23 protein-coding genes are annotated in these 26133 nt (G+C 67.3%); 16 read left to right on the top strand and 7 right to left on the bottom strand.

From position 1 onward, the window contains the following. Positions 1-14: 14 nt before the first annotated feature. Genes ACFO5K_RS12615 through ACFO5K_RS12605 form a run of 3 tightly spaced genes read right to left on the bottom strand, consistent with a single transcriptional unit; the run spans position 15 to position 3583 of the window. Positions 15-2507, bottom strand: a complete 2493-nt coding sequence (locus ACFO5K_RS12615) for an ABC transporter permease (protein WP_378560833.1) — start codon at positions 2505-2507, stop codon at positions 15-17. Next, positions 2504-3226 (bottom strand): ABC transporter ATP-binding protein, encoded by a 723-nt coding sequence (locus ACFO5K_RS12610; RefSeq protein WP_378560830.1) that lies wholly within the window; start codon positions 3224-3226, stop codon positions 2504-2506. Before ACFO5K_RS12610 ends, ACFO5K_RS12615 begins: the two co-directional genes overlap by 4 nt. A gap of 33 nt (positions 3227-3259) precedes the next feature. After that, the gene (locus ACFO5K_RS12605) at positions 3260-3583 is read right to left on the bottom strand and encodes a hypothetical protein (protein WP_378560827.1); all 324 of its coding nucleotides are present in this window, start codon (positions 3581-3583) and stop codon (positions 3260-3262) included. 156 nt (positions 3584-3739) lie between these two features. On the opposite strand from ACFO5K_RS12605, the gene ACFO5K_RS12600 reads away from it, so the two are divergent. The 7 genes from ACFO5K_RS12600 to gatB all read left to right on the top strand — a co-directional run bounded on the left by ACFO5K_RS12600 (position 3740) and on the right by gatB (position 14127). Beyond that, on the top strand, positions 3740-5047 hold the full coding sequence (locus ACFO5K_RS12600; protein ID WP_378560824.1) for a sensor histidine kinase: 1308 nt from the start codon (positions 3740-3742) through the stop codon (positions 5045-5047). After that, a complete protein-coding gene (locus tag ACFO5K_RS12595) occupies positions 5044-5733 on the top strand; it encodes a response regulator (protein ID WP_378560821.1) in 690 nt (229 codons plus the stop codon). The genes ACFO5K_RS12600 and ACFO5K_RS12595 overlap by 4 nt, the downstream gene beginning before the upstream one ends. A 118-nt stretch (positions 5734-5851) precedes the next feature. Then, the gene (locus ACFO5K_RS12590) at positions 5852-9031 is read left to right on the top strand and encodes a serine/threonine-protein kinase (RefSeq protein ID WP_378560818.1); all 3180 of its coding nucleotides are present in this window, start codon (positions 5852-5854) and stop codon (positions 9029-9031) included. Positions 9032-9189: 158 nt separating this feature from the next. Beyond that, positions 9190-10077 carry a hypothetical protein gene (locus tag ACFO5K_RS12585; protein WP_378560815.1) on the top strand — a complete coding sequence of 296 codons (888 nt, stop codon included), beginning with the start codon at positions 9190-9192 and terminating at the stop codon, positions 10075-10077. A gap of 28 nt (positions 10078-10105) precedes the next feature. Next, entirely contained in the window at positions 10106-11140 is a 1035-nt protein-coding gene (locus ACFO5K_RS12580; protein ID WP_378560812.1) for an ATP-dependent 6-phosphofructokinase, read from the top strand. Positions 11141-11199: 59 nt separating this feature from the next. After that, the gene (locus tag ACFO5K_RS12575) at positions 11200-12576 is read left to right on the top strand and encodes an alpha/beta hydrolase family protein (RefSeq protein WP_378560810.1); all 1377 of its coding nucleotides are present in this window, start codon (positions 11200-11202) and stop codon (positions 12574-12576) included. Between the two features lie 45 nt (positions 12577-12621). Further along, entirely contained in the window at positions 12622-14127 is a 1506-nt protein-coding gene (gene gatB / locus ACFO5K_RS12570; RefSeq protein ID WP_378560808.1) for an Asp-tRNA(Asn)/Glu-tRNA(Gln) amidotransferase subunit GatB, read from the top strand. 62 nt (positions 14128-14189) lie between these two features. Here the strand turns inward: gatB and ACFO5K_RS12565 are convergent, their stop codons facing one another. Further along, positions 14190-15308, bottom strand: coding sequence for a PQQ-dependent sugar dehydrogenase (locus tag ACFO5K_RS12565; RefSeq protein WP_378560806.1), 1119 nt, complete (start codon positions 15306-15308; stop codon positions 14190-14192). Between the two features lie 204 nt (positions 15309-15512). On the opposite strand from ACFO5K_RS12565, the gene ACFO5K_RS12560 reads away from it, so the two are divergent. From ACFO5K_RS12560 to ACFO5K_RS12525, 8 genes are all read left to right on the top strand, one after another. Next, complete coding sequence (locus ACFO5K_RS12560) at positions 15513-16244, top strand: DoxX family protein (protein ID WP_378560804.1); 732 nt, start codon at positions 15513-15515, stop codon at positions 16242-16244. Positions 16245-16574: 330 nt separating this feature from the next. Then, positions 16575-16787, top strand: a complete 213-nt coding sequence (locus ACFO5K_RS12555; protein WP_378560802.1) for a type II toxin-antitoxin system RelE/ParE family toxin — start codon at positions 16575-16577, stop codon at positions 16785-16787. A gap of 147 nt (positions 16788-16934) precedes the next feature. Further along, complete coding sequence (locus ACFO5K_RS12550; protein WP_378560799.1) at positions 16935-17231, top strand: helix-turn-helix transcriptional regulator; 297 nt, start codon at positions 16935-16937, stop codon at positions 17229-17231. 934 nt (positions 17232-18165) lie between these two features. After that, complete coding sequence (locus ACFO5K_RS12545; RefSeq protein ID WP_378560796.1) at positions 18166-18618, top strand: phage tail termination protein; 453 nt, start codon at positions 18166-18168, stop codon at positions 18616-18618. Between the two features lie 31 nt (positions 18619-18649). Further along, positions 18650-19315 (top strand): phage tail tube protein, encoded by a 666-nt coding sequence (locus tag ACFO5K_RS12540; protein ID WP_378560793.1) that lies wholly within the window; start codon positions 18650-18652, stop codon positions 19313-19315. A 26-nt stretch (positions 19316-19341) separates the two neighbouring features. Next, entirely contained in the window at positions 19342-19500 is a 159-nt protein-coding gene (locus ACFO5K_RS12535; protein ID WP_378560790.1) for a hypothetical protein, read from the top strand. Between the two features lie 104 nt (positions 19501-19604). After that, the gene (locus ACFO5K_RS12530; protein ID WP_378560787.1) at positions 19605-19955 is read left to right on the top strand and encodes a hypothetical protein; all 351 of its coding nucleotides are present in this window, start codon (positions 19605-19607) and stop codon (positions 19953-19955) included. Positions 19956-20122: 167 nt separating this feature from the next. Next, positions 20123-20404 carry a hypothetical protein gene (locus ACFO5K_RS12525; RefSeq protein ID WP_378560784.1) on the top strand — a complete coding sequence of 94 codons (282 nt, stop codon included), beginning with the start codon at positions 20123-20125 and terminating at the stop codon, positions 20402-20404. Positions 20405-20412: 8 nt separating this feature from the next. Here the strand turns inward: ACFO5K_RS12525 and ACFO5K_RS12520 are convergent, their stop codons facing one another. The 3 genes from ACFO5K_RS12520 to ACFO5K_RS12510 form a co-directional block, all read right to left on the bottom strand. Continuing rightward, a complete protein-coding gene (locus tag ACFO5K_RS12520) occupies positions 20413-20724 on the bottom strand; it encodes a hypothetical protein (RefSeq protein ID WP_378560781.1) in 312 nt (103 codons plus the stop codon). Positions 20725-20885: 161 nt separating this feature from the next. Next, entirely contained in the window at positions 20886-21959 is a 1074-nt protein-coding gene (locus ACFO5K_RS12515; RefSeq protein ID WP_378560778.1) for a hypothetical protein, read from the bottom strand. Positions 21960-22156: 197 nt separating this feature from the next. Continuing rightward, positions 22157-23212, bottom strand: a complete 1056-nt coding sequence (locus ACFO5K_RS12510; protein WP_378560775.1) for a hypothetical protein — start codon at positions 23210-23212, stop codon at positions 22157-22159. A gap of 131 nt (positions 23213-23343) precedes the next feature. On the opposite strand from ACFO5K_RS12510, the gene ACFO5K_RS12505 reads away from it, so the two are divergent. After that, on the top strand, positions 23344-26112 hold the full coding sequence (locus tag ACFO5K_RS12505) for a hypothetical protein (RefSeq protein WP_378560772.1): 2769 nt from the start codon (positions 23344-23346) through the stop codon (positions 26110-26112). Positions 26113-26133 lie beyond the last annotated feature (21 nt).

Genomic DNA, 26133 nt, shown 5'->3' with positions numbered 1-26133 from the left:
CGCACCCCAGCGGGTCAGTCCACCGCCAGTGCGGCCACGATCGGCATCCGCGCGGCCCGCATGGCGGGCGGAATGGAACCGAGCAGCGCCAGGCCGAGCGCGACGACGCCGTAGACCAGCACCAGCGGGCTCGCCGAGTACACGATGTCGATCGTCATCGCGTGCCCGATCGCCACCGTGCCCAGGTACTGCACCGCCACCCCGATCACGAGTCCGATTCCGGCACCGACGAGTCCGATGCCCGCTGCCTCGGCCAGCACCGAACGCAGCAGGAACTTGCGGTTGGTGCCCATCGCCCGCAGCACCCCCAGTTCTCTGCGCCGTTCCAGCACCGACAACATGAGCGTGTTCAGCAGCGCCACCGTCGCCACCAGGACCACGATCCACAGGATCATGTTGCTCATCGCGGCACCCTGCTGCACGCTCGACGAGATGGCGGCCAGCATCGTCGCGCCGGTGTCGACATGGATTTCCGGCGGCACCGCCGCGCGCACGGCCGCCTGTACCGCGGCGGGGTCGGCGCCGGGTGCGAACTCGATCGTCAGGATCGTCTCACCGGGACGCTGATACCACTCGCGCATCTGGTCCAGACTCATCATCACCACCCCGGAGACGGCGGTGAAGTACGGAATCACCTGCAACACAGTGGTGGTGCGCTCACCCGATGGCGTGGGCATGGTGATCTCGTCGCCGACGGCGAGGTCGAGCGATCGGGCCACATCGCGGGTGATCACCACGCCGTCGCCACGCGCCATCCGGTCGATCACCGCCGGGTCGACGGCACCGAGCCGGGCATCCTCGGCCTGCGGGGGATAACCCTGCAACATCACCCGGCCACTGCCCAGCGTCGCGAACGCCATCTGCGCGGGGTGCACGCCCGCCACACCGGGTACCGCCGCCACCCGGTCGGCCAGTTCGGCGGGCAGGGCGGGGCCGGTCGGGAACTGTTCGACCGGGCTCGGACTCACATACAGGTCGGCCTCGCCGAGGCTCTGGAACGATTCGGTGGCCGAGTCGACCATATTGCTGGAGGCACCGCCGAGCGCGACGACGGCCGCCACCCCGATCATCACCGTCATCGCGGTGGCCCACACCCGTCGCGGCGCACGCTCGAGGGTGGTGGCACCGAGAGCGCCCGGCGCACCGAACCAGCGCGCGATCGCGGCGGCGGCGCGCACGATCGGGCCGGTCGCGGCGAAACACAGCAGCACGGTGGCGGTGAACGACAGGGTGATCGCACCCAGCGATACCCGGCCGAGGTCGGTGAACGCCAGGGCCACCGCCCCGGCGCCGAGAGCCAGGCCCCCGGCCAGCGCCGCCCAGCGCAGGCCACGGCCGGTGGCGGCGGCATCACTGGCCTCCACCGGCGCCAGCGCCTCCACAGGGGCGACCTTGTACACCTGCCGGGCGGCGAGCGCCGCCGCGAGCACCGTGGCCAGCACGCAGGCGACGATCGCCACGGGCACAGCGTAATTCGGCACCAAGAACTCGGTACGTGCCTCGACCGACTGCACGATCGCGGCGGGTAGCCGTCCGATCGCGATCCGGCCCATCAGCACGCCGATCGCGGAACCGATCACCCCGCCGACGAGGCCCAGCAGGGCCGCTTCGACGAGCAGCTCGCGCACCATCGGGCCGCGCTGCCCACCGATCGCGCGCAACAGCGACAGCATCGGCCTGCGCTGGGCCACCGCCATACTCATTGCGTTGTAGATCAGGAACGCCGCCACGATCAACGCCGCGGCCGAGGACATCAGCGTGGAATACCGCATGATCTGGATGGCGCCACCGGCCTGCGCGGTGCGCAGACTGGGTTCGGCGACCACAGCCCGGCCGTCGACCGCTGTGGTGAGCGCGGTCCGCAACTCGGCGATGTCGGTGCCGGGTCGCGCGATGATCTGTACCGAATCGAGCTTGCCGACCCGGTCGGTCAGGAACTGCGCCAGCGGCAGCGGCGCGGCGATCAGGTGTCCACCGTTGAGTCGATTGGTGGCCTCGTCGTCCAGTACCGCGGCGACAGTCGCGGAACCACCGCCGATGGGCACCGAATCCCCGACCTGATAGCCCGTCGCGGCGCCGACCAGCACGCCCCGCGGCGTGCTGGTCAGCTTGCGCGTGTGCTCGGCCATGGGACCGGCGAGGTCGCTGTCCAGGGCGCTCACGTTCTGGTCGGCACCGATGAGCAGGGTGCGGTCCGGGCCCCCGCCGAGACTCACGCGCAGCATCGGGACCGCGGTCTGTACGCCCGGGGTTTGTGCGATGGCCGGCAGCAGATTCTGCTCGAAGCCGGCGTCGGTGATGCCGGTGATCTCGAGTTCGGCGTTACCGGCCAGCCCCTTGGTGAGCCGGTCGACCGAGCCGGTCACCGAACCCGAAATGCTCAGCACCGCCACGAGCAGCGCCGCCGACACCGCCATCACCGCCGTCGACATGATCGTGCGGCCCGGATGACGGATCAGTTCACCGAAGTTGAACAGCCGCAACCGGTCCCAGGATGCCGCGATCATGCCTGCACCCGGGCCGGCACCACGTCGTCGGCGCCGATGCGCCCGTCGCGCAGGGTGATCACCCGGTCGCAGTAGGCCACCGCGCCCATGTCGTGGGTGACCATCACCACCGAATTCCCCTGTGCGGTGATGTCTCCCAGCAGCGCCAGGATGGATTCACCGGTCTTGGAGTCGAGATTGCCGGTCGGTTCGTCGGCCAGGATCAGCGGCGGGTCCATGATCATCGCGCGCGCCACCGCCACCCGCTGCATCTGGCCACCGGACAGCTCGCCCGGCCGGTGCTGGGCCCGGTCGCCGAGCCCGACCAGTTCGAGCAGCTCCAGCGCCCGTGGCTTGGCCTTGCGTAATCCGGTGCCGTCCAGCAGTTTCGGTACCGCCACGTTCTCCCACGCCGACAAGGTGGGCAGCAGATTGAAGAACTGGAAGACGAAACCCACCTGCTCGAGCCGGAAGGCGGCCTGCCGGTCCTCGTCGAGCCCACCGATCTCGCTGCCGCGGAACCGGATCGAGCCCTCGTCGGGGCGATCCAGGGCGCCGAGCAGGTGCAGCAGGGTGCTCTTGCCCGAGCCGGATGGGCCGATGATCGAGGTGAACTGTCCGGTCTCGATGCGCATGCTCACCTGGTCGAGCGCGCGGACCTGCTGATCGCCGACGCGGTACTGCCGGACCACGTCACGCAATTCCAGCATCGGCGCCTGCGATGGGCTGGTTTCGGTCATAGCTTGTCCCCCAGGGGTATTCGGGTGGCGGTCTCAGCGCGCGAGGGCGCGGTCGCGGGCAGTCTGCCCGATGTCGGCGCGGGCGTCGAGCAGTGCGCGCAGCTCCGGTTGCTCGGCGGCCAGTTCCAGATAGGCCTCCACCTGCGTGCGACCGTCGATTTCGGCCTGTTCGATCTTGACGTGCAGGTGGTTGTTCCAGCGATTGGTCAGTGCCCGCACGAGTCCGTCGATGCCGCCGAAGAGCCGGTCGAGGCCGGGCAGCTCGGCGAACAGCGCGGGGTCGTTCGGGTCGATCGCGGCCCTGGCGAGCACGGTGTGCACGATCTCGGTGCGTTGATGCAGGTCGGTCCAGGTCATGAACTTCACCTTCCGTGAGCGGGTGCAACCGACGCTACGGAGCCCAGCGGCCCGAATCGTCGTGCCGGGGACGCGACTTGTTCTCCTACCCCGGTAGGACAGCGCTACCGCTCACGGCACGATGTCGGGCACCGCGGTGACGGCTAGCCTTGCACCATGGAGGTGATCCACGCCATCCCCGCGAGCGAGACCGGCCGGGCGCGACTACCGGCCCGGCTGCGGGCGCTGGCTCGCCGCTGCACCGAATCGGTGCGGGTGCGGATCGAATCGTTGCCCTTCGACTATCCGCCCGCGGTGATCATCGCCGCCGACCTGGCCCTGCTGGCCGTCACCGGCGCCGCCGTCGTGCAGCGCCACGCCTACTTCCCGACCGTGCTGCCGCTGCTGGCGATGCTGGTGGCGTTCCTGCCGGTGCCGCTGTTCGCGATCTTCGGGGTCAAACCCAGCCCGATGCTGCTCAAGAGTTGTGGGCTGGCCTCGTGCGCGCTGTTCCTGCTGCAACCGGTGAACGCCGACTTCGCGCCGTTCGTGCTGGTCATCGTCGCCGGCGAGGTGGCGGCGGTGGCCACGCGCGGCATCACCCTGGGGTTCACGCTGCTCGCCATCGGCGAACTGTTCGCCTTCGACCTGGCCGGGCATCTGGGCTGGGGTGGACAGCGGCTCGACGGTCTGCCGATGTACGTGCTGGGCATCGTGCTCGGCATGTTCGTCGGGGTGATGTTGCAGTACCAGCGCCGATTCCTGTACCAGGAACGCGAGAATCAGGCCATCCGCGCCGGGCACGCGGCCGACGAGGAACGCCGCCGGATCGCCAGGGAAGTACACGACGTGATCGCGCATTCGCTGTCGATCACGCTGCTGCACCTCACCGCCGCCCGGCGCGCACTGCAAACCGACGACGACGTCACCGAGGCGGTGGAGGCCCTCGTCGACGCCGAACGCCTCGGCAGACAGGCCATGGCCGACATCCGGCGCACCGTCGGGATGCTCGACACCGGCCCCGCCCGGCCGGGCCCCGAACCCGGCGCCGCCGATATCGACGAACTCGTCGGCGACTTCCACCGCGCCGGACTCGCCGTCGACTACGCGCGCACCGGCGACCTGGCCGTCGTCACCGGCGCGGTGGGGCACGCCCTGTACCGGATCGCCCAGGAATCGCTGTCCAATGTCGCCAAACACGCGCCCGGTGCGCCGGCGACCGTGCGCCTGGCGGTCACCGCCGAACTGGCCACACTGGTGGTGTGCAATGTGTCCGAGGTCGGACCGCCGCCCCGGCGCGGCACCGGCATGGGCCTGCGCGGCATGCGCCAACGCGCCGAACTGCTCGGCGGGTCCATCACCGCGGGCAGCGGCGACGACGGCTGGACCGTACGGGCGGAGTTCCCCTTGAAACCCGGTGCCTGCACCACACTGTCGACGATCCTGCCCGCCAAATTTCGCCCCAAACCCCAGGAGGATCTGTGACGGCCGCTGCGCCGATCGAGAACCCGGTCACCGTGCTCGTCGTCGACGATCAGGAACTGGTGCGCGGCGGACTGCGCCGCATCCTGCGCCGTCGCGACGGCTTCACCGTGTGCGAATGCGCCGACGGTGACGAGGTGGCCGCCGCGGTCGCCGCCGGACGCCCCGACGTGGTCCTGATGGACCTGCGGATGAAGCGGGTCGGCGGCATCGACGCGACCCGGTTGCTGCGGGCTCGCCCGGACGCGCCACCGGTGCTCGTACTCACCACTTTCGACGACGATCAACTGCTCTCGGCAGCGCTGCGCGCGGGCGCGGCCGGGTTCCTGCTCAAGGATTCACCCGCCGAGGATCTGATCCGCGCGGTGCGCACGGTGGCCGCGGGCGGCGCCTGGCTCGACCCGGCGGTGACCGGACGGGTGCTCACCGCGTACCGAACCGTCAAACCGGTCGGTACCCGCACTGACCGCCGCCTCGGCGAACTCACCGCTCGCGAATACGAAGTGCTCGAACTGATCGGTCGCGGCCGGGTCAACAGCGAGATCGCCGCCGAACTCGGCATCTCCGAAGTCACCGTGAAAAGCCATGTCGGACACATATTCGGCAAGCTGGAGCTACGCGACCGCGCCGCCGCGATCGTGTTCGCGTTTGACCACGGCGTGGTGACACCGGGAGAATCTGCCTTCTGACACGCAGGCTCTTCGGGCCTGCATGAGCTGGGAGGCGACGCTGGTGCAGGCACCTGGGTCACGGACGGGGAGCAGCTTCGGCCCGTACGAGTTGCGGTCATTGCTGGGCAAAGGCGGAATGGGTGAGGTCTACGAGGCCTACGACACCGGCAAGGACCGGGTGGTCGCCCTGAAGTTGCTGGCCCCGGAACTCGCGCAGGACCCGACCTACCAGGTCCGGTTCCGTCGCGAATCACAGGCCGCGGCGAAACTGGCCGAACCGCACATCATCCCGATCCACGACTGGGGCGTGATCGACAGTGTGCTGTTCATCGACATGCGCCTGGTCCCCGGGACCGATCTGCGCACCGTGCTGCAAACGGGCGGGCCGCTGAGCCCGGATCGCGCGGTCGCGGTGATCGAGCAGATCGCGGCCGCCCTCGACGCCGCACACGCGAGCGGGCTCGTGCACCGCGATGTGAAACCGGCCAACATCCTCGTCACCCCCGCCGACTTCGCCTACCTGGCCGACTTCGGCATCGCCCACACCGAGGGCGACAGCGCGATGACCCAGGCGGGCACGGCGATGGGCTCCTACATCTACATGGCGCCCGAACGCTTCGACGTCGCCCCCATCTCGCACCACGCCGACGTCTACTCACTGGCCTGTGTGCTGCACGAATGCCTCACCGGCGCCTCACCGTTCCCGGCCGCGAGCATGAGCGTGCTGGTGCGCGCCCACCTCTCCGACGCACCGCCGCGGCCCAGCGACATCCTGCCCGGCCTGCCCGTGGCCCTCGACGAGGTCATCGCGCTCGGCATGGCCAAGGATCCCGCCGAGCGCTACCCGAGTGCGGGCGCGCTCGCGGTGGCGGCGCGTCAGGCACTGGTCGGCGCGGTGCAGGACGTTCCGGCGATGCCGGTTCGTGGTCCCGCCGGTGTGCAGCAGGTTCCCGGGCATGGTGTGCCCGGCGCCGGATACAACGCGACGCCTGGTTCGTCCACCGGACCTGGTCGTACCTTTCCCGGCCCCGGCCCCGGCCCCGGCCCCGGCCCCGGCCCCGGTGCCGGGGCCGGGGCTGCGTCGGCAGACGCGCAGACAGCTCGGGGCGGACGCTTCGAGCCCGCAGCGCCGGTCGGTGACTCGGCTGCGGAACGTGATGGTGCCAGTGGTGGGCGCAAGCCTGTCGGCGGTGCGGCGGCGGAGCCGGGTCGTGTCGGCGGGTCCAGGAAGTCCGGTGGTCCGGGCGACGATGCGGAGCCGGTGCAGCCGACTCCGACCGGGGAGTTCCGTGTCGTCGGCGCGGTGACCGCGACCGGTGGCATCGAGACCTCACGCAGCAAGTCCGCCGGTACCGGCCCGCAGCCGACCTTGATCATTCGACCGCCCGAGCAGCGTGTGGGTGGTGCGGAGACCAGCGGTTTCCGGCGTGTCCAGGCGGAGGGCTCGGGCGAGGTCGCCATCCCGGCGCTGGTCCAGCCGACCAGCCCCACCGAGATCCGCCCGGCCGACACCTATTTCGCGCCCCTGCCCACCGATGACGACCCCGCGCCGGTCCCGGAAGCCCCCCCGGCCTACACGCCCGACCAGGGGCTCCCACGGACGCGCCCCTTCCCGGACGCCCACCTCTACGGTGACGCGCAACCCGGCCGAACCTCCGGCCCGGTCCCACAGCCCCGCAACGGACCGCACCCCGATCCGGCTCCACACCCCGGCCGGGCCCCGCACCCCGCTCGAGCACCGCACCCTGTCCAGGACCCGCAGCGCGCGGCTTACGACGCGCACCGTGCGGGCCAGGACGCGAAGCGCTCAGTCGAGGACTCGTACCGTACGGGCCAGGATCCGCAGAGCTCTGCCCAGGACCCGTACCGTGCCGACCCCGCCCAGCGCTACTCCGGTGAGCATCCTCTGCCAGGTCGGCCGGGGCCTGCGTCGGCTCGTTCTGCTCCGACCGAGCACTATTCCGGTGAGCATCCTCTGCCAGGTCGGCCGGGGCCTGCGTCGGCTCGTTCTGCTCCGACCGAGCATTACTCCGGCGAGCACCCTCTCCCAGACCGCCCCGGCCCCGTCCCTGCCCGCTCCGCCCCGACCCAGCGCTACAGCGGCCCGCCTCTGAATCCGCCCGCGCCACCATCCGACGACACCCGCGCCGCGAACCCGACCGAATTGCACGGCGGAGCTGACGGTTTCGCTGCCGCCCGTCGCGGCGACGCGCCGGAAGACCGGTTCGGCCCGGCGAACGAGTGGGCAGCCGAGAGGCCGCAGTTCGGTCCGCCGAGCGGGCGACCGGACGGTGCGCAGTTCCGTCCGACCCCGGCGCCGCTGGGTGGCATGCCGCCGGCGCACCCGCCACACGCGGATGCGCAGTTCGGTCCGCCGACCGAGCAATACGCCGCGGGCTCGGCGGATGATCCGCAGCGTTTCGCCGCCACAGAGCATTTCGGTGGCGCGCCGGAGGACCGGTTCGGTCCGCCGGACGCGCAGCCCAGTCCGCCCACCGAGCAGTTCCGCCCGATGTCCCCCGACGCCCAGCGTTCCGCGCCGACTCAGCACTTCGGTGAGCCGGATCCGCAGCGCGCTCAGGCGACGCACCAGTACCGGGGCGGCGCTGCGCCGTTCGGCGCGCACCAGGCCGCGCCCGGTGAGTTCGACGACCGGGCTCGCTCGGCCGCGATCCAGCAGTACGGCGGTCCGCCGCCGAATGCCTACTCGCAGTACGACGATCAGCACAACGCCTATGGCGACCATGCTTACCAGGACCCGGCGTACGGGCCGGACCTGTACGCTCCCGAACCCGCGTACGGTCCGGATCCGGCGTGGGGGCAGCAGGACCCGGGTCGCAAGCGTTCGCTGCTGCTGCCCGTGCTGGTCGGTGTGTTCGGGGTGATCGTGCTGGTGATCGGCGGTGCGATCGGTTGGCGGTTGATGTCGTCGGCGGATTCGGAGAACACCGCCGCCGCCGCGTCGACGACCGCGATGGTGCCCGCGGGCCCCGTCGCGACCACGGCACCGCGCCCGACCACCGCGGCGCCGAGCACCTCGTCCGCTCCGGTCACGCTCCCGGTCGGCGCTGAGCCGTGCGACTCCGGCTCCGCCACCGGCGCTTTCGGGAAGTCAGCGGCCGGAAACTCGGTCACCAGCTGCCCCTTCGCCAGCGCGGTACAGCAGGCTTATGCGGCGGGTGGCACCACTGCCGGGCCACGAACGGTGGTGGCGGCGAGCCCGGTCACCGGGCGGACGTACACGATGTCGTGCACCCCGGACGGCGAACTGGTCACCTGCACCGGCGGCGAGAACGCCATCGTCTACGTGTACTGACGGCTGGTGAGCAGCCGCCCGCCGGCCCCGGGAATACCTGGTGACCTGAGCTTTTACCGGTCGAGGTGGGCGATCGGACATACTCCCCAGTACGGTGTCGGGACGGCTACCCAGCATCGCAAGCCCGGGGGAGTTTACAAACGAAAATGCTTCACATAATGACGAACAACCGACGCCGCCGTCTCCGGGTGGCGCTGTCGACCGTGCTCGGCACGGTCGTGGTGCTCACCGCCGGGTGCGGTACCGAGCCCGCACCGCCCGCCCCCGAGGTGACGACGACGGCAGCGCCCGTCGTCGATCCGGGCACGGACGTCGGCAGCTTCTCCGTGGCGCTACCGGGCAGCCTCGCCGGCGATTTCAGCGAGCTGCAGCGGAACTTCCGTGGTCGCGCCGGGCTGGCGATCATGCCGGTCGGCGGCGACAAGATGGTCACCCTCGGCAACTGGACGACGGGTCCGGCCTGGTCGACGATCAAGATTCCGCTCGCCATCGCCGCCCTGCGTGCCGACGCCGCCTACAGCACCTCCGCGGCCGCGGCCATCACCGCCTCCGACAACAGCGCCGCCGACACCCTGTGGGGTTCGCTCGGGCGTGGCGCCGAAGCGGCCGCGGCCGTGGAATCGGTGCTGCGCGAAGGCGGTGACACCAACACCACCGTGCCCGCGGTGCGCACCCGCTCGGACGCGTCGGTGTTCGGGCAGGCCCAATGGGCGCTGGCTGATCAGGTGCGTTTCGCCTCGCAGCTGCCGTGCCTGCCGCGCAGCGAACGCGTGGTCGGGCTCATGCAGCAGATCGTGGTGAGTCACCGCTGGGGTCTGGGCGCCTTCACCAGCGCCGAGTTCAAGGGCGGGTGGGGTCCGGACACTTCGGGCAACTACCTGGTCCGCCAGTTCGGGCTGATCGATTCGCCGTCGGGCCGCGTCGCCGTCGCTTTCGCCGCGCAACCGGATTCGGGTGCCTTCGCCGACGGTATGACCATGCTCGACAAGATGTCGACGCTGTTGTCCGGGCACCTGAGCGAGCTCGCCGGAGGCCACTGCCCCTGATCGCGGCCGGTGCGGCAAGATGGGCGACATGCGCATCGGAGTCTTGACCGGAGGCGGGGACTGTCCAGGGCTGAACGCGGTGATCCGGGCGGTGGTCCGCACCGCGAACGGCCGCTACGGCGACGCGATCGTCGGCTTTCAGGACGGCTGGCGCGGCCTACTCGAGGACCGCAAGATTCGCATCAACAACGACGACCGCACCGACCGCCTGCTCACCAAGGGCGGCACCATGCTCGGCACCGCTCGCACCAACCCGGAGGTGCTGCGTGCCGGACTGCCCCGCATCCAGCAGACCCTCGACGACAACGGCATCGAGGCGCTGATCCCGATCGGCGGCGAAGGCACGCTCACCGCCGCGAGCTGGCTCGCCGACGAAGGTGTGCCAGTGGTCGGCGTACCCAAGACCATCGACAACGACATCGACTGCACCGACGTCACCTTCGGCCACGACACCGCCCTGTCCATCGCCACCGAGGCCATCGACCGCCTGCACACCACCGCGGAGTCCCACCAGCGGGTGATGCTCGTGGAGGTGATGGGCCGCCACGCCGGCTGGATCGCGCTCAATTCCGGCATCGCCGCGGGCGCGCACCTGACCCTGGTGCCCGAGGAACCCTTCGACGTCGCGCGGGTGTGCTCGATGATCAAGAGCCGGTTCCAGCGCGGGGAGAAGAGCTTCATCTGCGTGGTCGCCGAGGGCGCGCATCCGGCGCCCGATTCCGGATTCGCGCTGCGGGAAGGCGGAATCGACGAGTTCGGGCACGAACGGTTCACCGGTGTCGCCCAGCAGCTGGGTTCGGAGATCGAACGCCGGATCGGCAAGGAAGTACGCACCACCGTGCTCGGCCACGTCCAGCGCGGCGGCAGCCCCACGCCGTACGACCGCATCCTGGCCACCCGGTTCGGCGTGCACGCCGCCGAAGCCGTACACGCCGGGCACTTCGGGATGATGGTGGCGCTACACGGCACCAGCATCGGCCTGGTGCCGCTGTCGGAGGCGACGAAACAGCTCAAACGTGTCCCCGCCGAACGACTCAGCGAGGCGCAGGCCTTCTTCGGCTGAGGGCGCCACCGGCGACGAGAAATCGCGAACTTGTCGGTGCGGATGGGTACCGTGGCCCCATGCGCACCGCTCGAGTGATCATCACGGTCCTGTCGGTCGTCGCCGCCCTGGTGGCGGGATGCTCGCAAGACACCGACTCCCCGGCGCCCACCGTGCAGGGCAGTTGGCACGGCGACATCGAAGTGCCGGGCCGGCCCATCCCGGTCGGGGTGACCTTCGCCGAAGACGGTTCGGCCACCATCGACATCCCCATGCAGGGCGTGCGCGCAGCGCCACTGAAAGATGTGCGCACCGAACCGGATCGGGTCGAGTTCACGATGCCCGACGTTCCCGGCGACCCGGGCTTCCGCGGGACATTGGAGAACGACCGGCTCACCGGTGACTGGGCGCAGTCCGGTGAGACGGTGCCGCTCACCCTGCAGCGCGGTGCCATCGAAGGACCGGCCCGGCCGCAGGACCCGGAACCGCCCTTCCCGTACCGCAGCGAGGACGTCACCTATCGCAGCGGCGACATCACCATCGCGGGCACTCTCACCGAACCCGAAGGCACCGGTCCCTTCCCGGCCATCGTGATGATCACCGGCTCCGGCCCGCAGGACCGCGACGAAGAGATCATGGGTCACCGCCCGTTCCGGCTGCTGGCCGACACTTTCACCCGTGCCGGCTACGCCGTACTGCGCACCGACGACCGCGGTGTCGGCGGCACCGGCGGCACCCTCGACGAAGCGACCTACCCCGACCTGGCCGCCGACGCCGCGGCCGGCATCGACTTCCTGCGTGACCGTGCCGAGATCGATCCGGACAAGGTGGGACTGTTCGGCCACAGCGAGGGCGGCTACCTCGCCCCGCTGGTCGCGTCCCAGCCCGACAGCAACGTCGCCTTCGCGATTCTGATGGCGGGCCCGGCGGTCTCCGGCGCCGACGTGCTGATCGAGCAGAACAAGGTGATCATGAGCTCGGCCGGCGCCCCGCAGGAAGAGATCGATGCCCAGGTCGACTACCTCACCAGGTGGTCGGCACTGCTGGAAGCCGGCGACATCGACGGTGCCAAAGCCTTCTCCCGGCAGCACAACGACTCACAGCCCGAAGGCGAACGTGCCCCCCAGGAGGCGGTTGACACGTTCAACACCCCATACATGACCTCGTTCGTCACCTACGACCCGAAACCGGCGCTGGAGGCGTTACGGGTGCCGGTGCTCGCCTTCTTCGGCGGCAAGGACCAGCAGGTCCCCGCGACACAGAGCGAACAGCCGATGCGCGAGTACCTGGCGGGCGCACCCGAGGCGACCGTGCACACCTTCCCCGGGGTCAACCACCTGATGCAGCCCACCGAAACCGGCAAGCCCAGCGAGTACGGCACCATCGAGACCACCATCGATCCGGCCGTGCTCACCTATGTCACCGACTGGCTCACCGAGCGCGTCCCACCCCGGTAGGACCACCAGCCGAAGCCGTCGGTGGCTTTACATAGACTCCTCACCATGAGTGCACCCACGGTCGAGTTGATGGATTACGCCGATGTCATCTCCCGGTACGAGCCGGTGCTCGGCATGGAGGTCCACGTCGAGTTGTCCACGGCGACCAAAATGTTCTGCGGTTGCCCCACCGAGTTCGGCGCCGAACCCAACACCCAGGTGTGCCCGGTGTGCCTCGGCATGCCCGGTTCACTGCCGGTGGTGAACGAGAAGGCCGTCGAATCGGCCATCCGCATCGGTCTCGCGCTGAACTGTTCGATCACCCCGTGGGGCCGGTTCGCGCGCAAGAACTACTTCTACCCGGACCAGCCGAAGAACTACCAGATCAGCCAGTACGACGAGCCGATCGCCACCGAGGGCTTCCTCGACGTGATCCTCGACGACGGCAGCATCTTCCGCGTCGACATCGAACGCGCGCACATGGAAGAAGACACCGGCAAGTCGCTGCACGTGGGTGGTGCCACCGGGCGCATCCACGGCGCCAGCCACTCGCTGCTCGACTTCAACCGGGCGGGCGTGCCGCTGATCGAGATCGTCACCAAGCCGATCACCGGTGCCGGGGAACGCGCCCCGGAGGTGGCCCGCGCCTACGTCACCGCGCTGCGTGAGGTGCTGCGGTCGCTGCACGTCTCCGACGTCAAGATGGAGCAGGGTTCGCTGCGCTGTGACGCCAACGTGTCGCTGATGCCGATCGGCGCGCAGGAATTCGGCACCCGCACCGAAACCAAGAACGTGAACTCGCTCAAGAGCGTCGAGGTCGCGGTGCGCTACGAGATGCGCCGCCAGGCCGCCGTGCTCACCGCCGGTGGCGAGATCGTGCAGGAGACCCGCCACTTCCAGGAGGCCGACGGGTCCACCGCCGCCGGGCGGCGCAAGGAGACCGCCGAGGACTACCGCTACTTCCCCGAGCCCGACCTCGAGCCCGTCGCCCCGGCCGCCGAGTGGATCGAGGAACTGCGCGGCACCATCCCCGAGTACCCGTGGCTGGTGCGCGCGCGCATCCAGGCCGACTGGGGTCTGTCCGACGAGGTGATGCGCGACCTGGTCAACGCCGGTGCCCTCGACCTCATCGTCGCCACCGTCGAGGCGGGCGCCCCCGCCAACGAGGCGCGCTCCTGGTGGGTGGCGTACCTGACCGAGAAGGCCAAGGAACGCGACGTCGCCCTGCCCGAACTGCCCATCACTCCCGCCCAGGTGGCCGCGGTGATCGCCCTGGTGGAGGCCAAGACGGTCAACAACAAGGTCGCCAAGCAGGTCGTCGATTTCGTGCTGGCCGGTGAGGGTGAGCCCGCCGCCATCGTCGAGGCCAAGGGCCTGGGCATGGTCAGCGACGATTCCGCGCTGCAGACCGAGGTCGAGAAGGCCCTCGCCGCCAACCCCGACATCGCCGACAAGATCCGCGCCGGCAAGGTGCAGGCCGCGGGCAAGATCGTCGGTGACGTCATGAAGGCCACCCGCGGCCAGGCCGACGCCGCCCGGGTCCGCGACCTGGTCATCGCCGCCTGCAGCTGAGCTGACGAGAACGGCCGCCCGTACTGCGCAGTGCGGGCGGCCGTTTCGTGCTCGGGCAGGGTCTAGTCCGGACCGCCCGCACTGCCACCGGTCAGCGGGATGCGCACGACACGGTCGTCGAATTCGCCGGGTTCGCCGCCGGATTTGTTGATGGTGGTCACCCAGACGGTGCCGTCGGCGCCCGCGGTGGCGCCGAGGAGCTTGCCGTACTTGTCCTGCGAGATGAGCGTGGGGTCGGCGGTGACGGCGTAGGTGTTGGGGTCGGCGGTGACAACGGCGAGGGCCTTGGCTTCGCTCATGGCCACGGCGACGCCGTCGGGAGTGCCGGTGCAGCCGCCGGCACCGGGGTGGTCCGGCCAGGTCCAGGAGACGGTGAGGTTGCCGTCGGGGCTCAGATGCTGCAAGCGGTCTTCGGCGGCGGTGCGGTCGGTGACCCACATGCCGTCCTTGCCGTCGCGGCAGATGTCACCGGCCGAGCCGATGCCCGAGGCCACCACCTGCGGCGTGTTGGTGCCCGAGGACGGCGAATCCAGCCGCAGCAGTTTGCCGCCCAGCGATGCGGGATCGGCTGCGGCACCGGGGCGTCCGGCATCGCCGGTGAGCACCATCAGTTGTGAGGGCGTCGCCCACTCCAGTGCCCCACGGTTGCCGGTGGTGCCCTTGGGGATCCCGGTGAGAATTTCCTTGGGGGCGCCGTTGCGGGACAGTCGCACCACCCGGTTGTCGCTGCCGGTGGTGATGTAGGCGTAGATCAGCCCGTCCTCACCGAAGGTGGGGGAGAGGACGAGATCGGAGATGCCGCCGTCGCCCGACCCGTCGACAGCCAGGCTCGCCACTTCCTCCGGCGGGGGTTGCGGCGTGCTCGCGTCGACCGGCGTCACCGCGAGAATCCGGCCGGTGCGCCGCTCGGCCACCAGCGCCCGCTCGCCGAGCCCGACCAACCCGGCGCCCGAATCCATGCAGGTGGCGATGACATTGGGATCGGGGTCGATGCACGGGCCGGTCGGCCGCGGCGCCTGCCCGGGCGGATCCTCGGGCGGTTTCGGCTCCGCGTCGAGACCGACGGTCGGTTCTTCGGTGAACGGGCTCGACGCCGACTCGTCGAAGCGGGCGCACCCGGCGACCAGCGCGGTGCACACTGCCAAGCCGACTACTACGCGGGCCGCGAATACCGAACTCATGGCCCAGACGTTACCGGCAGTCGAGCGGGGCGGACACGCCTGATGCGGAGAAGGACAGCACACCACGTGCACACGTCATAAGGTGAGGTGGTGACGGACAAGTCGAATGACCCTTCGAAGGCGGATGACCCGGCGCAGGCCGGAGCGGCTGATCCCTCGGCTGGTCACCCGGTGGCCAGCCCGTACGATTCGCCGACGGGGCAGATGCGTAAGCCGGACCCGAAGGACGTCCCCCGCACCGACGAGGACCTCGGGCTCGACCCCGGCGACGAAGTGCCCGACGCGAGTACCGCCCGGACCACCGGCGGGAGCGGCGACGACTACGGGTACGCGACGATCCCGCCCGCGACCGCCGCGTCGGCCGACTCGGTCCGCCTGCAGCGGCGCAACCGCGAAGCCCGCCGCGGCACCTTGGACCTCGGCCTGTTCGTGCTGCGGCTCGTGGTCGGTTACACCTTCATCTACCACGGCCTGCAGAAGCTGGCCGGCTGGTTCCACGGCCCCGGCCTCGACGGCACCGAGTCCATGATGGAGAACGGCGGCTGGGATCACCCGTCGCTGGCGACCGCGCTGGTGATCGCCGGTGAACTCGGCGGCGGCATCCTGCTCGTGATCGGCCTGGCCACCCCGCTCGCCGCGGGTGCGGTCCTGGCCACCATCGCGACCGCATGGATGTGGAAGCAGGGCATGGTCCCCGGTTTCCAGTACAACGCGGCCACTCCCACCGGCGTCGAACTCGACACCATCCTGGCCGGTTCGGCCCTGGCGATCATCCTCACCGGCCCCGGCCGCTGGTCCCTTGACCGCACCCGAGGCTGGGCCACCCGCCCCGCCTACGGTTCCGCCGTGGTGGTCCTGCTGGCCCTCGCCGCCGCCATCGGCACCTACTGGTTCCTGCACGGCGGCAATCCCCTGCAGGGCATCGGCCCTTTCTGAGCCGACCGACACGAATTCGGCCCCGCTCATCGGCGGGGCCGAACTCATATCTGGACCATCTGATACACGGGGAACACCGGCGACTGGCCCGACCCCGTGAAAGAGACCAGTCTCGCTCTGGCCCCGATCCGCCATCGCCAGCGGCGCCGGCTCGCGCTGGCGGATAAGGCGTCGCCACTGAACATGGTTCGCACCTCGGCCTCGGCCTGGAGGTCATCGGCTTGGTGGGGCTCGGCGCCTTCGTCTGAACAAGAAGTCTGGTGCCGCCGTGCAAGTCCTGCGGGGCCAGACTTGCGACTATATCACGTGTAGCATATATGCATTGATAGCATGATGCTGTTCGACTTGGAAGTCGAACCCGAGGTCCGGGCATGGTTGGAGTCACTGAGTGATGAACACTACGGTCGAGCGAGGTATCGAGCGGAGATGCTGGCAGAACAGGCGGATACGTTAGGTGAGCCGTACTCGAGACATCTCGGGGGCAAGGTTCGGGAACTGCGCTCAGCCTGGACGGCCGAGCCGTGCGGGTTACGTATTGGCTAGCTCCGCAACGACGCGTAGTTCTACTTACTGTCTTCTATAAGACCCGGCAGCGAGAATCAGGCGAGGTTGCCGGAGCGCTGCAGGCGCAGAAGGAGTGCGAGGCCAATCACGGCCACGCAGTGGACAGTTTCGAGAGAGAGGTCTGACATGGGCGAGAACCCGCATGTCAGGTGGGATATCGGTCAGGGAACGCCGCGGGACGGATCAATCGTTCGGGCAGGCTACGAGGCGGAGAAGCGGGCGGTCGAGTTGGGTCGAGCCGTCCGTGAGCGGCGGGTCGAGCTCGGTATTTCGCAGACCGAACTCGCCCGGCGCGCGGGAACCAGCCAAGCCGCGATCTCGCGGCTCGAGGCCGGTGAGCATGTGCCAACGCTGACCCTGCTCGATCGGCTTGCAGCCGCACTCGGTGCCACAGTCGATGTCTCATTCACCAGCGCTGCCTGATCGAAATCGCCGGGGGCACCGCGGCTGTGGAGTCGCCGCGATCGGCCCGGTGGTCCGGCCCGCCGCCTTCACCGGTGCTGCGGTGTCGGGAGCCGCTCCGGGCAGTGGTCTCGGCTGTCCGCGTCCGGCACTCTGTCTGGACGCGGCCCGCTGAGCCGACTGCGTCGGACTACCGCCGGGTGCTGGATGTCTGACGGTCGATCAGGCGCCGAAATCGCTTACGCCAAGGTCGTTTCAGCGGAGCGTACGGCCACCAGTAGCTCGCTGGAACCGCCCTCGAGCTGCGGTTTCGAGGAATTCTGGGGCGGGCCTTGACAATTCGTAGCGCAAGTCCCAAACTGGTTGCAGCGGGCTTCGCCATGTCCAATTACTGAAATTGGCTGACGTGCAAGAGGTTTCCCGCCGCACCGCCTCACTCGAGGCTTCCTTGGTCTGAATCGCCACGCACCAGCGCCTCGTCGGTTGCACCCGCTATCCGCACAGCGGTGATCGCTTCAGCCACCCCGGGCGCCCTTCCCCGCGGCGGCTGCCCCGTCACCGGCCCCGGGCTGCACCTGGTCGAACCGCACCGGCGACAGCCCCCGGCCGCAACGACAACCGAACAAGGACCTGAGACCCCGATCCGCCGGATCGGGGTCTCGTCGTATCCGCGGGTTGATCGCCCGCCGCATGGCCCGCCCCGATCCGGTCAGCGCACCCGTCTCCCGCAGGTGGTGTGCGGTCGCAGACGCGATTGCTGCGCGACGGCACCGGGGCGCCTCGGTCCCGCCCCCGGGAACTACCCCGGGGGCGGGACCTCTGACCCGATTCCGCTGTGCCAAAGCAACTCCCGGCACGGCCGATCCGACCGAATGGAGACATTCATGACCGCCGAACAGCATGACGAGGACTCCGCAGGCGCCGGAGCGTTGCACGTCGACATCGAGGTGAAGCAGTGACCTCGCCGTACCCGGCGACGGGGGAGTTCCCCGACTTCGAACAGTTCCTGATCGACCTGTACTCGCCGATCGCCACGACCGTCGCGGAACTTCCGGCCACCGGCACCGAACTGGACGGCGCGCTGCCGATCCTCTGGGTCCGCCGGCTCGACGGCAGCCTCGACGAGAACGCGATCACCTACGTCGCCCAGGTGCGGATCGCGGCGCTGGCCGCCGATCGCGCCGCCGCGGCCCAGCTCGCCGCGCAGGCGCGGGAAGCACTACTCGATGCACCCGGAACCGATGTCAACGGTGTGCTGATCGATTGGGCGCGCGAATCACCGCCCGCCCGCATCCCGTACCGCGCGACAACCTTGCAGCGTGACCAGGGAACCACACAGTTCCCTGATCTGGACCCTCTGGCCGCCGTGGTCGAACTCGGGTTCACGCTGCACGCCCGCCGCCAGTAGGCGGCAAACCCCTCGAAGAAATGGAGAATCCATGCCCGTCACCGATCTGACCACATTGAAGGACGCCCAGCGCGAGCTGCTGCTGAAGCCGCTCGACGCCGCGGTGTTCCTGGCGCCCTGGTACACCGCTGTACCGGCCAACTTCACCGACGCCACCGGCGCGCTGCAGTCGCTGCCGCCCGAATTCAAGTCGGTGGGCCTGATCGACAAGAAGACCGGCGTCTCGTTCGCCCGCAAGCAGACCAATGCGTCGATCGAGTCCTACGGTGAGCTGCAGGCCACCCGCGACGACATCACCAGCGATATCACCACGCTGGAGTTCGAGCCGCAGCAGACCAATGCGATGACCCTCGAACTGACCACCAGCGCCAACCTGGCCCAGGTGGAGGCGGCCGCCGATTCGGGTGAGGTGTTCTTCGCCCAGCCGACCTCGGAGCAGGTCACCTACTACTCCGCGATCGTGATCGGCAGGGACGGCAACGAGGCCGCCCCGATCTACGTGTTCAAGGTGATGCCGAAGGTCGCCGTCACCAAGTACGCCGGCGAGCAGTGGACGCCCACCAAGGTGCTGTCGCAGAAGCTCACCCTGACCGCGTTCAAGGACGACACCGCCGGTTACGCCGTCGCGCACGGATTCGGTGGTCTCGGCTGGAAGAACCTGCTGGACAAGACCGGCATCACCGTCGCATCCGTCTGATCGAAAGAAGAAGAGGAACCAACATCATGAGCGCCATCCCCACCCAGTTCCCGGTCACCATGACCGACGGCACCACCGAGTACCAGGTGCACGACGCGAGCAGCTACGTCAACGCCGTGTATTCGCTCGGTCACCGTCCCCAGCGCACCGCTCGCCCGACGGCTGCCGAGAGCAACCACAAGTAGTAGTCCGGGCCGGAGCTCCGACCCCCGATCGTCGGTCGGAGCCCGGTCATCCGGAAACCGGATGCGGCTGCGCATTCGCCACGACACCACCCGGAGCATCATCTATGGCAACACAGCGAAAGACCCCGGCGGCCACCGCCACGAAGCCCCGTGTCAGCGACGAGGGCCGGTTCTACGAGATCCAGCAGGAGCTGGCCGCCAAACGCCGCGGCCCGTACCGGCTCACCGCGGATATCGTCATCGAGCCGATGACCCGCCGCCAGGCCAAAGCCCTGCGCACCACCGAAGACGAAGAAGAACAGCTCGCCGTGCTGCTCGGGGAGCAGTTCGACGCGGTCGAGGAACTCTTCGACGACCGCCCGCTCGACGAGTGGATCGCCTTCCAGGAGGACCTCTACGCCCACTTCTTCGGTGCCGGCGCGGCGGAGCTGCCGGGGGGATCCGAGGGCTCGTAGAGTTCTGGGACCGCTTCGGTGCCGCGCTCGACTACGACCTGCTCGAGCGTGGCATCGATGTCCGGGACTGCTTCGGGCCCGCCCAGCTGCGTACCCGCGACTGGCGAACCATCTGGCGTTTCAAGGACCGGCTCCCGCGCGGATCACAGTTCAAGACCGCCGTCGCCATGGACCGGGATCTCGCCGAGCAACTGCTGGCAATCGAGGACCGCGACGAAACCTTCGACGGCGCGGCAACTCCCGAGGGCTACACCCTCGACACCTACCTGCTGCTGACCATCGTCGATGCGGTACAGGGCGTCCAAGCGGCCGTGATCGCGGCCGCCGGTGCCGACCCGCCCGCCTTCGACCCGATGCCGCGGCCCGAAACGGCCCTGGATCTGGTCCGGGAGGAACACCGGCGACGGTCGATGGAACGCCTGATCGCCGAGTTCACCCACCCCGGGTGAGCTGTCGCCTACTGGGTCCCGAACAAACAGAACATCTCGACAGACGCCGCACCCGAACCGGTCCCGCCGGTCTGGCACGGCCGGTTGGGATCGTTGGTCTGCAGGTACAGCACGTAGTAGTAGTCCCCGGTGGCCTGATTCGGCGAGGTGGCACTACACCGGTACCCCAGCACCTCACCGTGCAGCTGCGCCTTGCCGGCACTCTCACATGCCGCCCGCGTGGGAAAGGACCCGGCATCGATCGTCGCCGCCGATGCCGCTCCGATGGCGAGGCCGGTGGCAGCGGCGCCGGTGAGGGCCAGGGTGAGAATGCGCTTCACGATGAAATTCCCTTCGTTCCAACCTGATTCGAGCACCAGGAGGTGGCCGGAACGTACCAACCGACCCCACCCGCAGCAACCGGTGACACCGAAATCGCTGAGTGCACCAGATCGAGTGCGGCACAACGAGTACCCGGCTCGCTCCGAGCATCGCCATCTCGTCACCCGTCTCGCCTACGGTTCGGATGCGATTCCGCTCGCCGCGGAGCCAGCGATTTCACCGCTTCCGTTCGGTCAGAGGAGTGTTCGACAAGTTCCCGGATTGCGGAAGTGACCGCAGTCACGTGGCGAGCATGGTTGCGAGATCCGTCCGAACCAAGAGATTCGAGTTCATAGCCCACGGCGAGCGGCATGGCGTGGCGCGCTATCTCCTCGGCGCGACTGGCGGTCGAGGAATGAGCTAGTTCCTGATCCAGCGAGGTTACGGCGTGAGCGAGGGACTCGAGGCCGGCGATGCGGTCGCGGAGTCCCGTCCAGACGTCGGCGAGGACCTCGACAGTGAAATCCCACTCCCGGGTGGCCAACAGCGCCGAGGTTCCGTCGCCTTGCGGGCGGGGACCGAGGTACTGCTCGCTGGAGTGCAGGTCGATCGTTGCGTTGATGATGGCGGTTCGCTCGGCTCCAGGATCGAACTGGGCGCGTTGACTCCGGAGGTATTCGCTGGACCAGGCGTCGGCATCCACGATTCGCCGGCAAAGCCCATCCGCGGTCCGGATGAGATCGCCGCATGCGCAATTTTCTGGAGTGAAGGAAAGCTCCTCAGACGATAGCACTCCGCCCAACATGAGAGTCTCGGTTGCTCTCTGGATCTCGAATCTTTCTCGGTCGGCCAGATTCAGACGATCCTTCCTGATGTTCCTAGATTTGCGTAGATCCTTCAGCAGTGTCGCGCAGGCAAAGGGGAATATAATAGCCGCTGGACCTACGAAACCGACTGCTATTGCGATACTGCGCTGCGTCGAGTTCGGTGGCCCGCCGAATAGGAGCAGAATGGGGAGAAATGAAACCATAGCTAGCCCGAGCCCTCTGAATAGAAGGTTTTCACCGAATCTTGAGACTATTGATTTGAGCTGCTCAGGCTGTGGATCTGCATCTTCGAGCGAAGATCGCCGCGCCGAAGTCCGCGATCCAATCTTCTCCTGTAGAGAGCCTTGAACCAGATGAAGGTTGATATAGTCGACTGACCTGTTGTCGATATCTACCCGGAAATTATGTTCTGAGCGTAGCTGTTGCATGGATCAGGAAGCTCTCTCGGTTCAATTTTCTGTCGAGGGGGGTAAAGGATTTTAAGGTTTCCAGCCTACTCGGCGAGTGTTCGACCAATTCGTTGATCGCCGAGTTGATTGCCGCCACATGTTCAGTGTGGCTGATGGTCGATAATTCGGAACTCTGGTCGGCCATGTTGTAGGTGCCAGATTCTGCCAGGCGACGGTCATTGCCGAAGGCGGTCAGGCGCGATGGCTTGTATCGCCTCCAATCGGCTTGGGGCGATTTCTACCAGTTCGGCTATTGCAGAGGTTACTGCGGCCACGTACCTTGATTGGTTGTGGAGGTTGGATTCAGATAAGGCGTGAATCTCGCGACGGCCGGCGAGGTGTGCTGCTCGTTCGGAAACTGCTCCCGCACGTACAGTTATGGATGAATGCTCCAACACTTGGTCTAGCTCTGAAACAGTCCGATTCAACGCTTCGTAACCACTGGCCCAATCGGTGAGTGTAGACCAGGCAGCGTCGAGTACCTCGTTGGCGAGGTCCCATTCGCGCTTGGCGAGTTCGGCAGCTACTCCAGCACCTTCGGGACGGGGTCCTAGATACTCCTGATCAATGTGGAAGCTGAGGATGTCTCGAACTATTTCGCGGTATTGAACATCCAGGCTCAGTTCTGAACGTTGATCGGTGAGATGGGGTCCTGACCACGATTGGGATCCTACAATCGAGCGGTGTAGTAGAGATATTCGACCTGCGAGCTTGCGGCAGCGGCATTCGCCGGGTTCGAACTGTCCGATATTCGGCACCTTCCCATCAGTGAAGTCTAGCCGATCCGTTGCTCGCCTTATGGAGTCTGTGTCTCGGTGATTAAGAGTTAAAGGATTGTTGAGAATCTTCCACTCTCTATATCGACGCCAGATTGTCGAGATGGAGAACGTGAAAATTCCAGCGAGTAAAGGTAGGGCTATGCAAACTACCATGAATGGGTCGTCGGCGCCGAGTAGTGCCGACAGTCTGTCATCGCCGAGTATTACTATCAGCAGGAAGCCGAAGATAAGTAGGCCGATGCCAGTGTGGTGCGCCTTCATCAAGGCGTGTTGAATCGTTGCGCCAAATGGTGTCGGTGTTTCGGCATCCGCGTCGATCGAGTGGGCGCCGTGAATGCTTCTCTTTGTGACCTTCTCTTGGAGTTCGGGGGTAATTTTGGAAGCGTTGATGTATATCGCAAACGACTGGCCATCGTGATGTCTGACCTTCAGGTCGGGAACGCTTTCGTGCATGTCCGATATTGTGCGCGACCACGTGTAATTGCGCAAGGCCGTCGGTGTCACTCCGCAGGTGGAGGTGGTTCGGCTACGCGTAGAAGGCATTGTCGTGTGTGCGGTACTGAATTGGACCCAACTTAGGTAGGATGAAGATGTTGCAGGAAACGTACAGTGAAGTTTCTGTTCCGGTAAATATGAACGATTCTATAGCGCCTCTTGCGGTTGGAACTAATTCCAGCGTGCGCCTGAACCTAAATGTGCAGGTCGACCCCAGACTCGCGGAGGCGCTAGGTGCACAGGCCGCTGGGTATGGTGGTCCGCTGCCGCGGGCTTCCGAATCCGATTCTACCAACTGGTTTCAGCAAGCGTTGGAAGCGTTGAAATCGTGGGCCGAGGCAGAGTGGGAAGCGACGGAGGGTGGCGACTCAGGTTCCAGTAGTGGCGAGCAATCAGCAAAATCTGATTTCGTGACCATCAAAGACCGCATTGGAATGATGTATGCCAAGGTCTCCGACATCAAGGAGCTGTTGTCCGATATTCGTACTTCGACCAGTTCCCTGAGTAGTGGGGGGATGGCCGTATCTCGGGTCGAACCTGGTGGTGATTCTAATGGTGGCAGCCAGGACAGAAATTCTGGTTCAGCACGGACTGTTGGAAGGTTTCATGACAGTTTTCTTGGCGGGGCTGATGCATCGATGGCCTTTGCTGATTTCAATTCGTCACTATCGACGGCGCTTGATGATGGAAAGTCGGCCGAAGAGCGGATTTTCGGGACTTTCTCTGCTCTCGCGAGTGTCACCACGGGACTAAAGGGCCTCAACGACGTTGGTGTGGGGTCGCTGATCGGCAAGGCTCGTGAGCTTGGTTCGACGGGCCGTTCTGGTGGGCCCGGCGACGATGATAGGACGTCTGGCGAGACTGTGTCCGAACCACGCCAGGTTCGTGGAACTGGTCGAATGGCGAGCTTTGGCAACGCACTCCGGGAAAAGTCCAAGGGGTGGTCGAACGCAGCTCTGGAGACAGGAAATAGGGCTGTCGGCACCTTCGGAGATGGGCTGCAGTCGGTCTCGTCGATGGCTGGACGAGGCGCAGGTCAGGTAAGAGCCCGAGCAGCTGCGGTCGGCTCGAGATCGATGAAGTGGGTAGATGCAGCTCGTTCGGGAGCGGGGGGTGCAGCCAAGACTTTCAACGATGGTCTGGACACGATCACTTCGAATGCATCCGGTGCTGCAAACCGGCTCAAGGACCGAGTTGGACGCGGTAAGTCCGAGGGGGCTGGAAAGACCGGTGGACGCCCCAGGCCAACGGGGATGTTCCGCAGAGCCGGCGCTGTGACTGCTGTGACCGGTGCGCTTGTCGCGGGTACGCTCGGGCTGGGAGGCGGAACGGGTGCCGCGGACGCCGCCGCCGCTCCGTTGGGGTCCGCGGTCGCGCAAAGTACATCCACCGGTGTTGCCGGAAAAAATTCTTCACAGCCAGGCATCGGCGTGGGAATTGCTGCCGGTGTTTCGGGTCTGAGTGGCGCTGGCGTCGGGCGGGGTCGCAGTCGCGGGATCGGTGGTGTTTCTTCAGGGGCGGTCAGTAGCTCCGGCGGGGGCATGGACAAGGCCATGGGTGACCGGCTCAAGGCGACGAAGGACTTCTCGAAGGCCGCGACGGCTGCTGACAAGGCGCAGCAGTCGCTGGACAAGACGGTGAAGAAGTCCGCGGGCTCGCAGAAGTCGGCGACCTCGGCGACGAAGAAGGCGACGATCGCCACCAAGGCTTTCAACTTTGCGACGCGGATGAACCCGCTCGGCCTGGTGGTTACCGCTGTCGAGTTGCTGATCTCCAACTGGGGGAAGTTGGGCAAGGTCTTCAACAATGTCAAGAAGAAGATGCTGGATCCGCTGGCGAAGTGGGTCGTCACCATGTGGAACGAGAAGATCCTGCCGATCTTCAAGGTTTCCAGTGGGAAGATCGGCGGCTTCTTCAAGTCGATGGGCGGCATCGTGAAGGGTGCCTTGGACGGGGTCGTCGACAAGATGCGCAGTGTGGTCGGCTTTGTCGCCAATGTCCTGGACAAGATTTCGAGTGTTGCGTCCTATATTCCAGGGGCGCCCGACCTCAGTGGCGTTGTCGGTAAGTTGCGGGCATTCGCGGACGGCGGACAGAAGAAGGCCGATGGTGGTCTGCTCCGCGGGCCGGGTGGCCCCCGCGATGACCTCATCCCGGTGATGGCGTCCAACGGTGAGTACATCGTGAACGCTGGGGCTACCGCCGAGAACCTGCCGCTCCTGGAAGCCATCAACAGCGGACAGCTGTCCTGGTTCGCCGGTAGCGACCGGATCGGTGAGTACTCGTCGTGGTCGGACTGGGCCGGCGGCGATGTGAAGTCGGCTGCGATGCGTGGCTTCTTCGGCGGCAAGGGCGAGGCGCCCGTCCTGGAGGACATCGAGGACCCGCGCGAGAAGGCCAGGCAAACGGCTCTGGTAGAGGGCAAGACGGCCATCGCCGGAGCGCTGGGTACAGGTGCGAGCGGATTCCTGGGCGATGCCCTCGGCGTCTTCGGTGTAGACCGCGTGCCCCCGCTGGTACAGGCGGCGATGAAGACGCACAACGCCATGGTCGACCAGCAGGCAGCTGCGAACGAGAAATCGGCCGGCGGCTCCGAGGCGGAACTCGTTGCGGCGGCTGCCCAGTCGAACGATTCGCTGCTGGCGTCGGTGAGCCGCGACGCTGCCGGACTGGCCGGGCTGGAGGGCCTGCAGCCACTGCGGCTGCCCGCGATGTCGGGGGCAGCCGGCCGCGGGAACTCGACGGTGGACCAGTCGATGAGCATCTCGCTGTCCACTCCGGATATCGACACCGCATTCAACAAGGCGAAGACCTGGGAGGCGCAGCGGGCGCTGACCTACACCGCCCGCTGGAACTGACACTCCCGATCGAACAGAGGT

The organism is Nocardia halotolerans (assembly GCF_042650145.1).
In the GTDB taxonomy this organism is placed as follows: domain Bacteria; phylum Actinomycetota; class Actinomycetes; order Mycobacteriales; family Mycobacteriaceae; genus Nocardia; species Nocardia halotolerans.
This window is presented reverse-complemented; position numbering and strand designations above follow the sequence as displayed.

Excerpts from the sequence above, each read along its gene's own strand:
- ACFO5K_RS12605 (WP_378560827.1), bottom strand. The coding sequence starts at position 3,583 with ATGACCTGGACCGACCTGCATCAACGCACCGAGATCGTGCACACCGTG.
- ACFO5K_RS12615 (WP_378560833.1), bottom strand. The coding sequence starts at position 2,507 with ATGATCGCGGCATCCTGGGACCGGTTGCGGCTGTTCAACTTCGGTGAA.
- ACFO5K_RS12580 (WP_378560812.1), top strand. The coding sequence starts at position 10,106 with ATGCGCATCGGAGTCTTGACCGGAGGCGGGGACTGTCCAGGGCTGAAC.
- ACFO5K_RS12610 (WP_378560830.1), bottom strand. The coding sequence starts at position 3,226 with ATGACCGAAACCAGCCCATCGCAGGCGCCGATGCTGGAATTGCGTGAC.
- ACFO5K_RS12600 (WP_378560824.1), top strand. The coding sequence starts at position 3,740 with ATGGAGGTGATCCACGCCATCCCCGCGAGCGAGACCGGCCGGGCGCGA.
- ACFO5K_RS12530 (WP_378560787.1), top strand. The coding sequence starts at position 19,605 with ATGGCAACACAGCGAAAGACCCCGGCGGCCACCGCCACGAAGCCCCGT.
- ACFO5K_RS12560 (WP_378560804.1), top strand. The coding sequence starts at position 15,513 with ATGCGTAAGCCGGACCCGAAGGACGTCCCCCGCACCGACGAGGACCTC.
- ACFO5K_RS12515 (WP_378560778.1), bottom strand. The coding sequence starts at position 21,959 with ATGCAACAGCTACGCTCAGAACATAATTTCCGGGTAGATATCGACAAC.
- ACFO5K_RS12540 (WP_378560793.1), top strand. The coding sequence starts at position 18,650 with ATGCCCGTCACCGATCTGACCACATTGAAGGACGCCCAGCGCGAGCTG.
- ACFO5K_RS12550 (WP_378560799.1), top strand. The coding sequence starts at position 16,935 with ATGGGCGAGAACCCGCATGTCAGGTGGGATATCGGTCAGGGAACGCCG.
- ACFO5K_RS12585 (WP_378560815.1), top strand. The coding sequence starts at position 9,190 with ATGACGAACAACCGACGCCGCCGTCTCCGGGTGGCGCTGTCGACCGTG.
- ACFO5K_RS12565 (WP_378560806.1), bottom strand. The coding sequence starts at position 15,308 with ATGAGTTCGGTATTCGCGGCCCGCGTAGTAGTCGGCTTGGCAGTGTGC.
- ACFO5K_RS12590 (WP_378560818.1), top strand. The coding sequence starts at position 5,852 with ATGGGTGAGGTCTACGAGGCCTACGACACCGGCAAGGACCGGGTGGTC.
- ACFO5K_RS12575 (WP_378560810.1), top strand. The coding sequence starts at position 11,200 with ATGCGCACCGCTCGAGTGATCATCACGGTCCTGTCGGTCGTCGCCGCC.
- ACFO5K_RS12555 (WP_378560802.1), top strand. The coding sequence starts at position 16,575 with ATGATGCTGTTCGACTTGGAAGTCGAACCCGAGGTCCGGGCATGGTTG.
- ACFO5K_RS12535 (WP_378560790.1), top strand. The coding sequence starts at position 19,342 with ATGAGCGCCATCCCCACCCAGTTCCCGGTCACCATGACCGACGGCACC.
- gatB (WP_378560808.1), top strand. The coding sequence starts at position 12,622 with ATGAGTGCACCCACGGTCGAGTTGATGGATTACGCCGATGTCATCTCC.
- ACFO5K_RS12525 (WP_378560784.1), top strand. The coding sequence starts at position 20,123 with ATGGACCGGGATCTCGCCGAGCAACTGCTGGCAATCGAGGACCGCGAC.
- ACFO5K_RS12510 (WP_378560775.1), bottom strand. The coding sequence starts at position 23,212 with ATGCACGAAAGCGTTCCCGACCTGAAGGTCAGACATCACGATGGCCAG.
- ACFO5K_RS12505 (WP_378560772.1), top strand. The coding sequence starts at position 23,344 with ATGAAGATGTTGCAGGAAACGTACAGTGAAGTTTCTGTTCCGGTAAAT.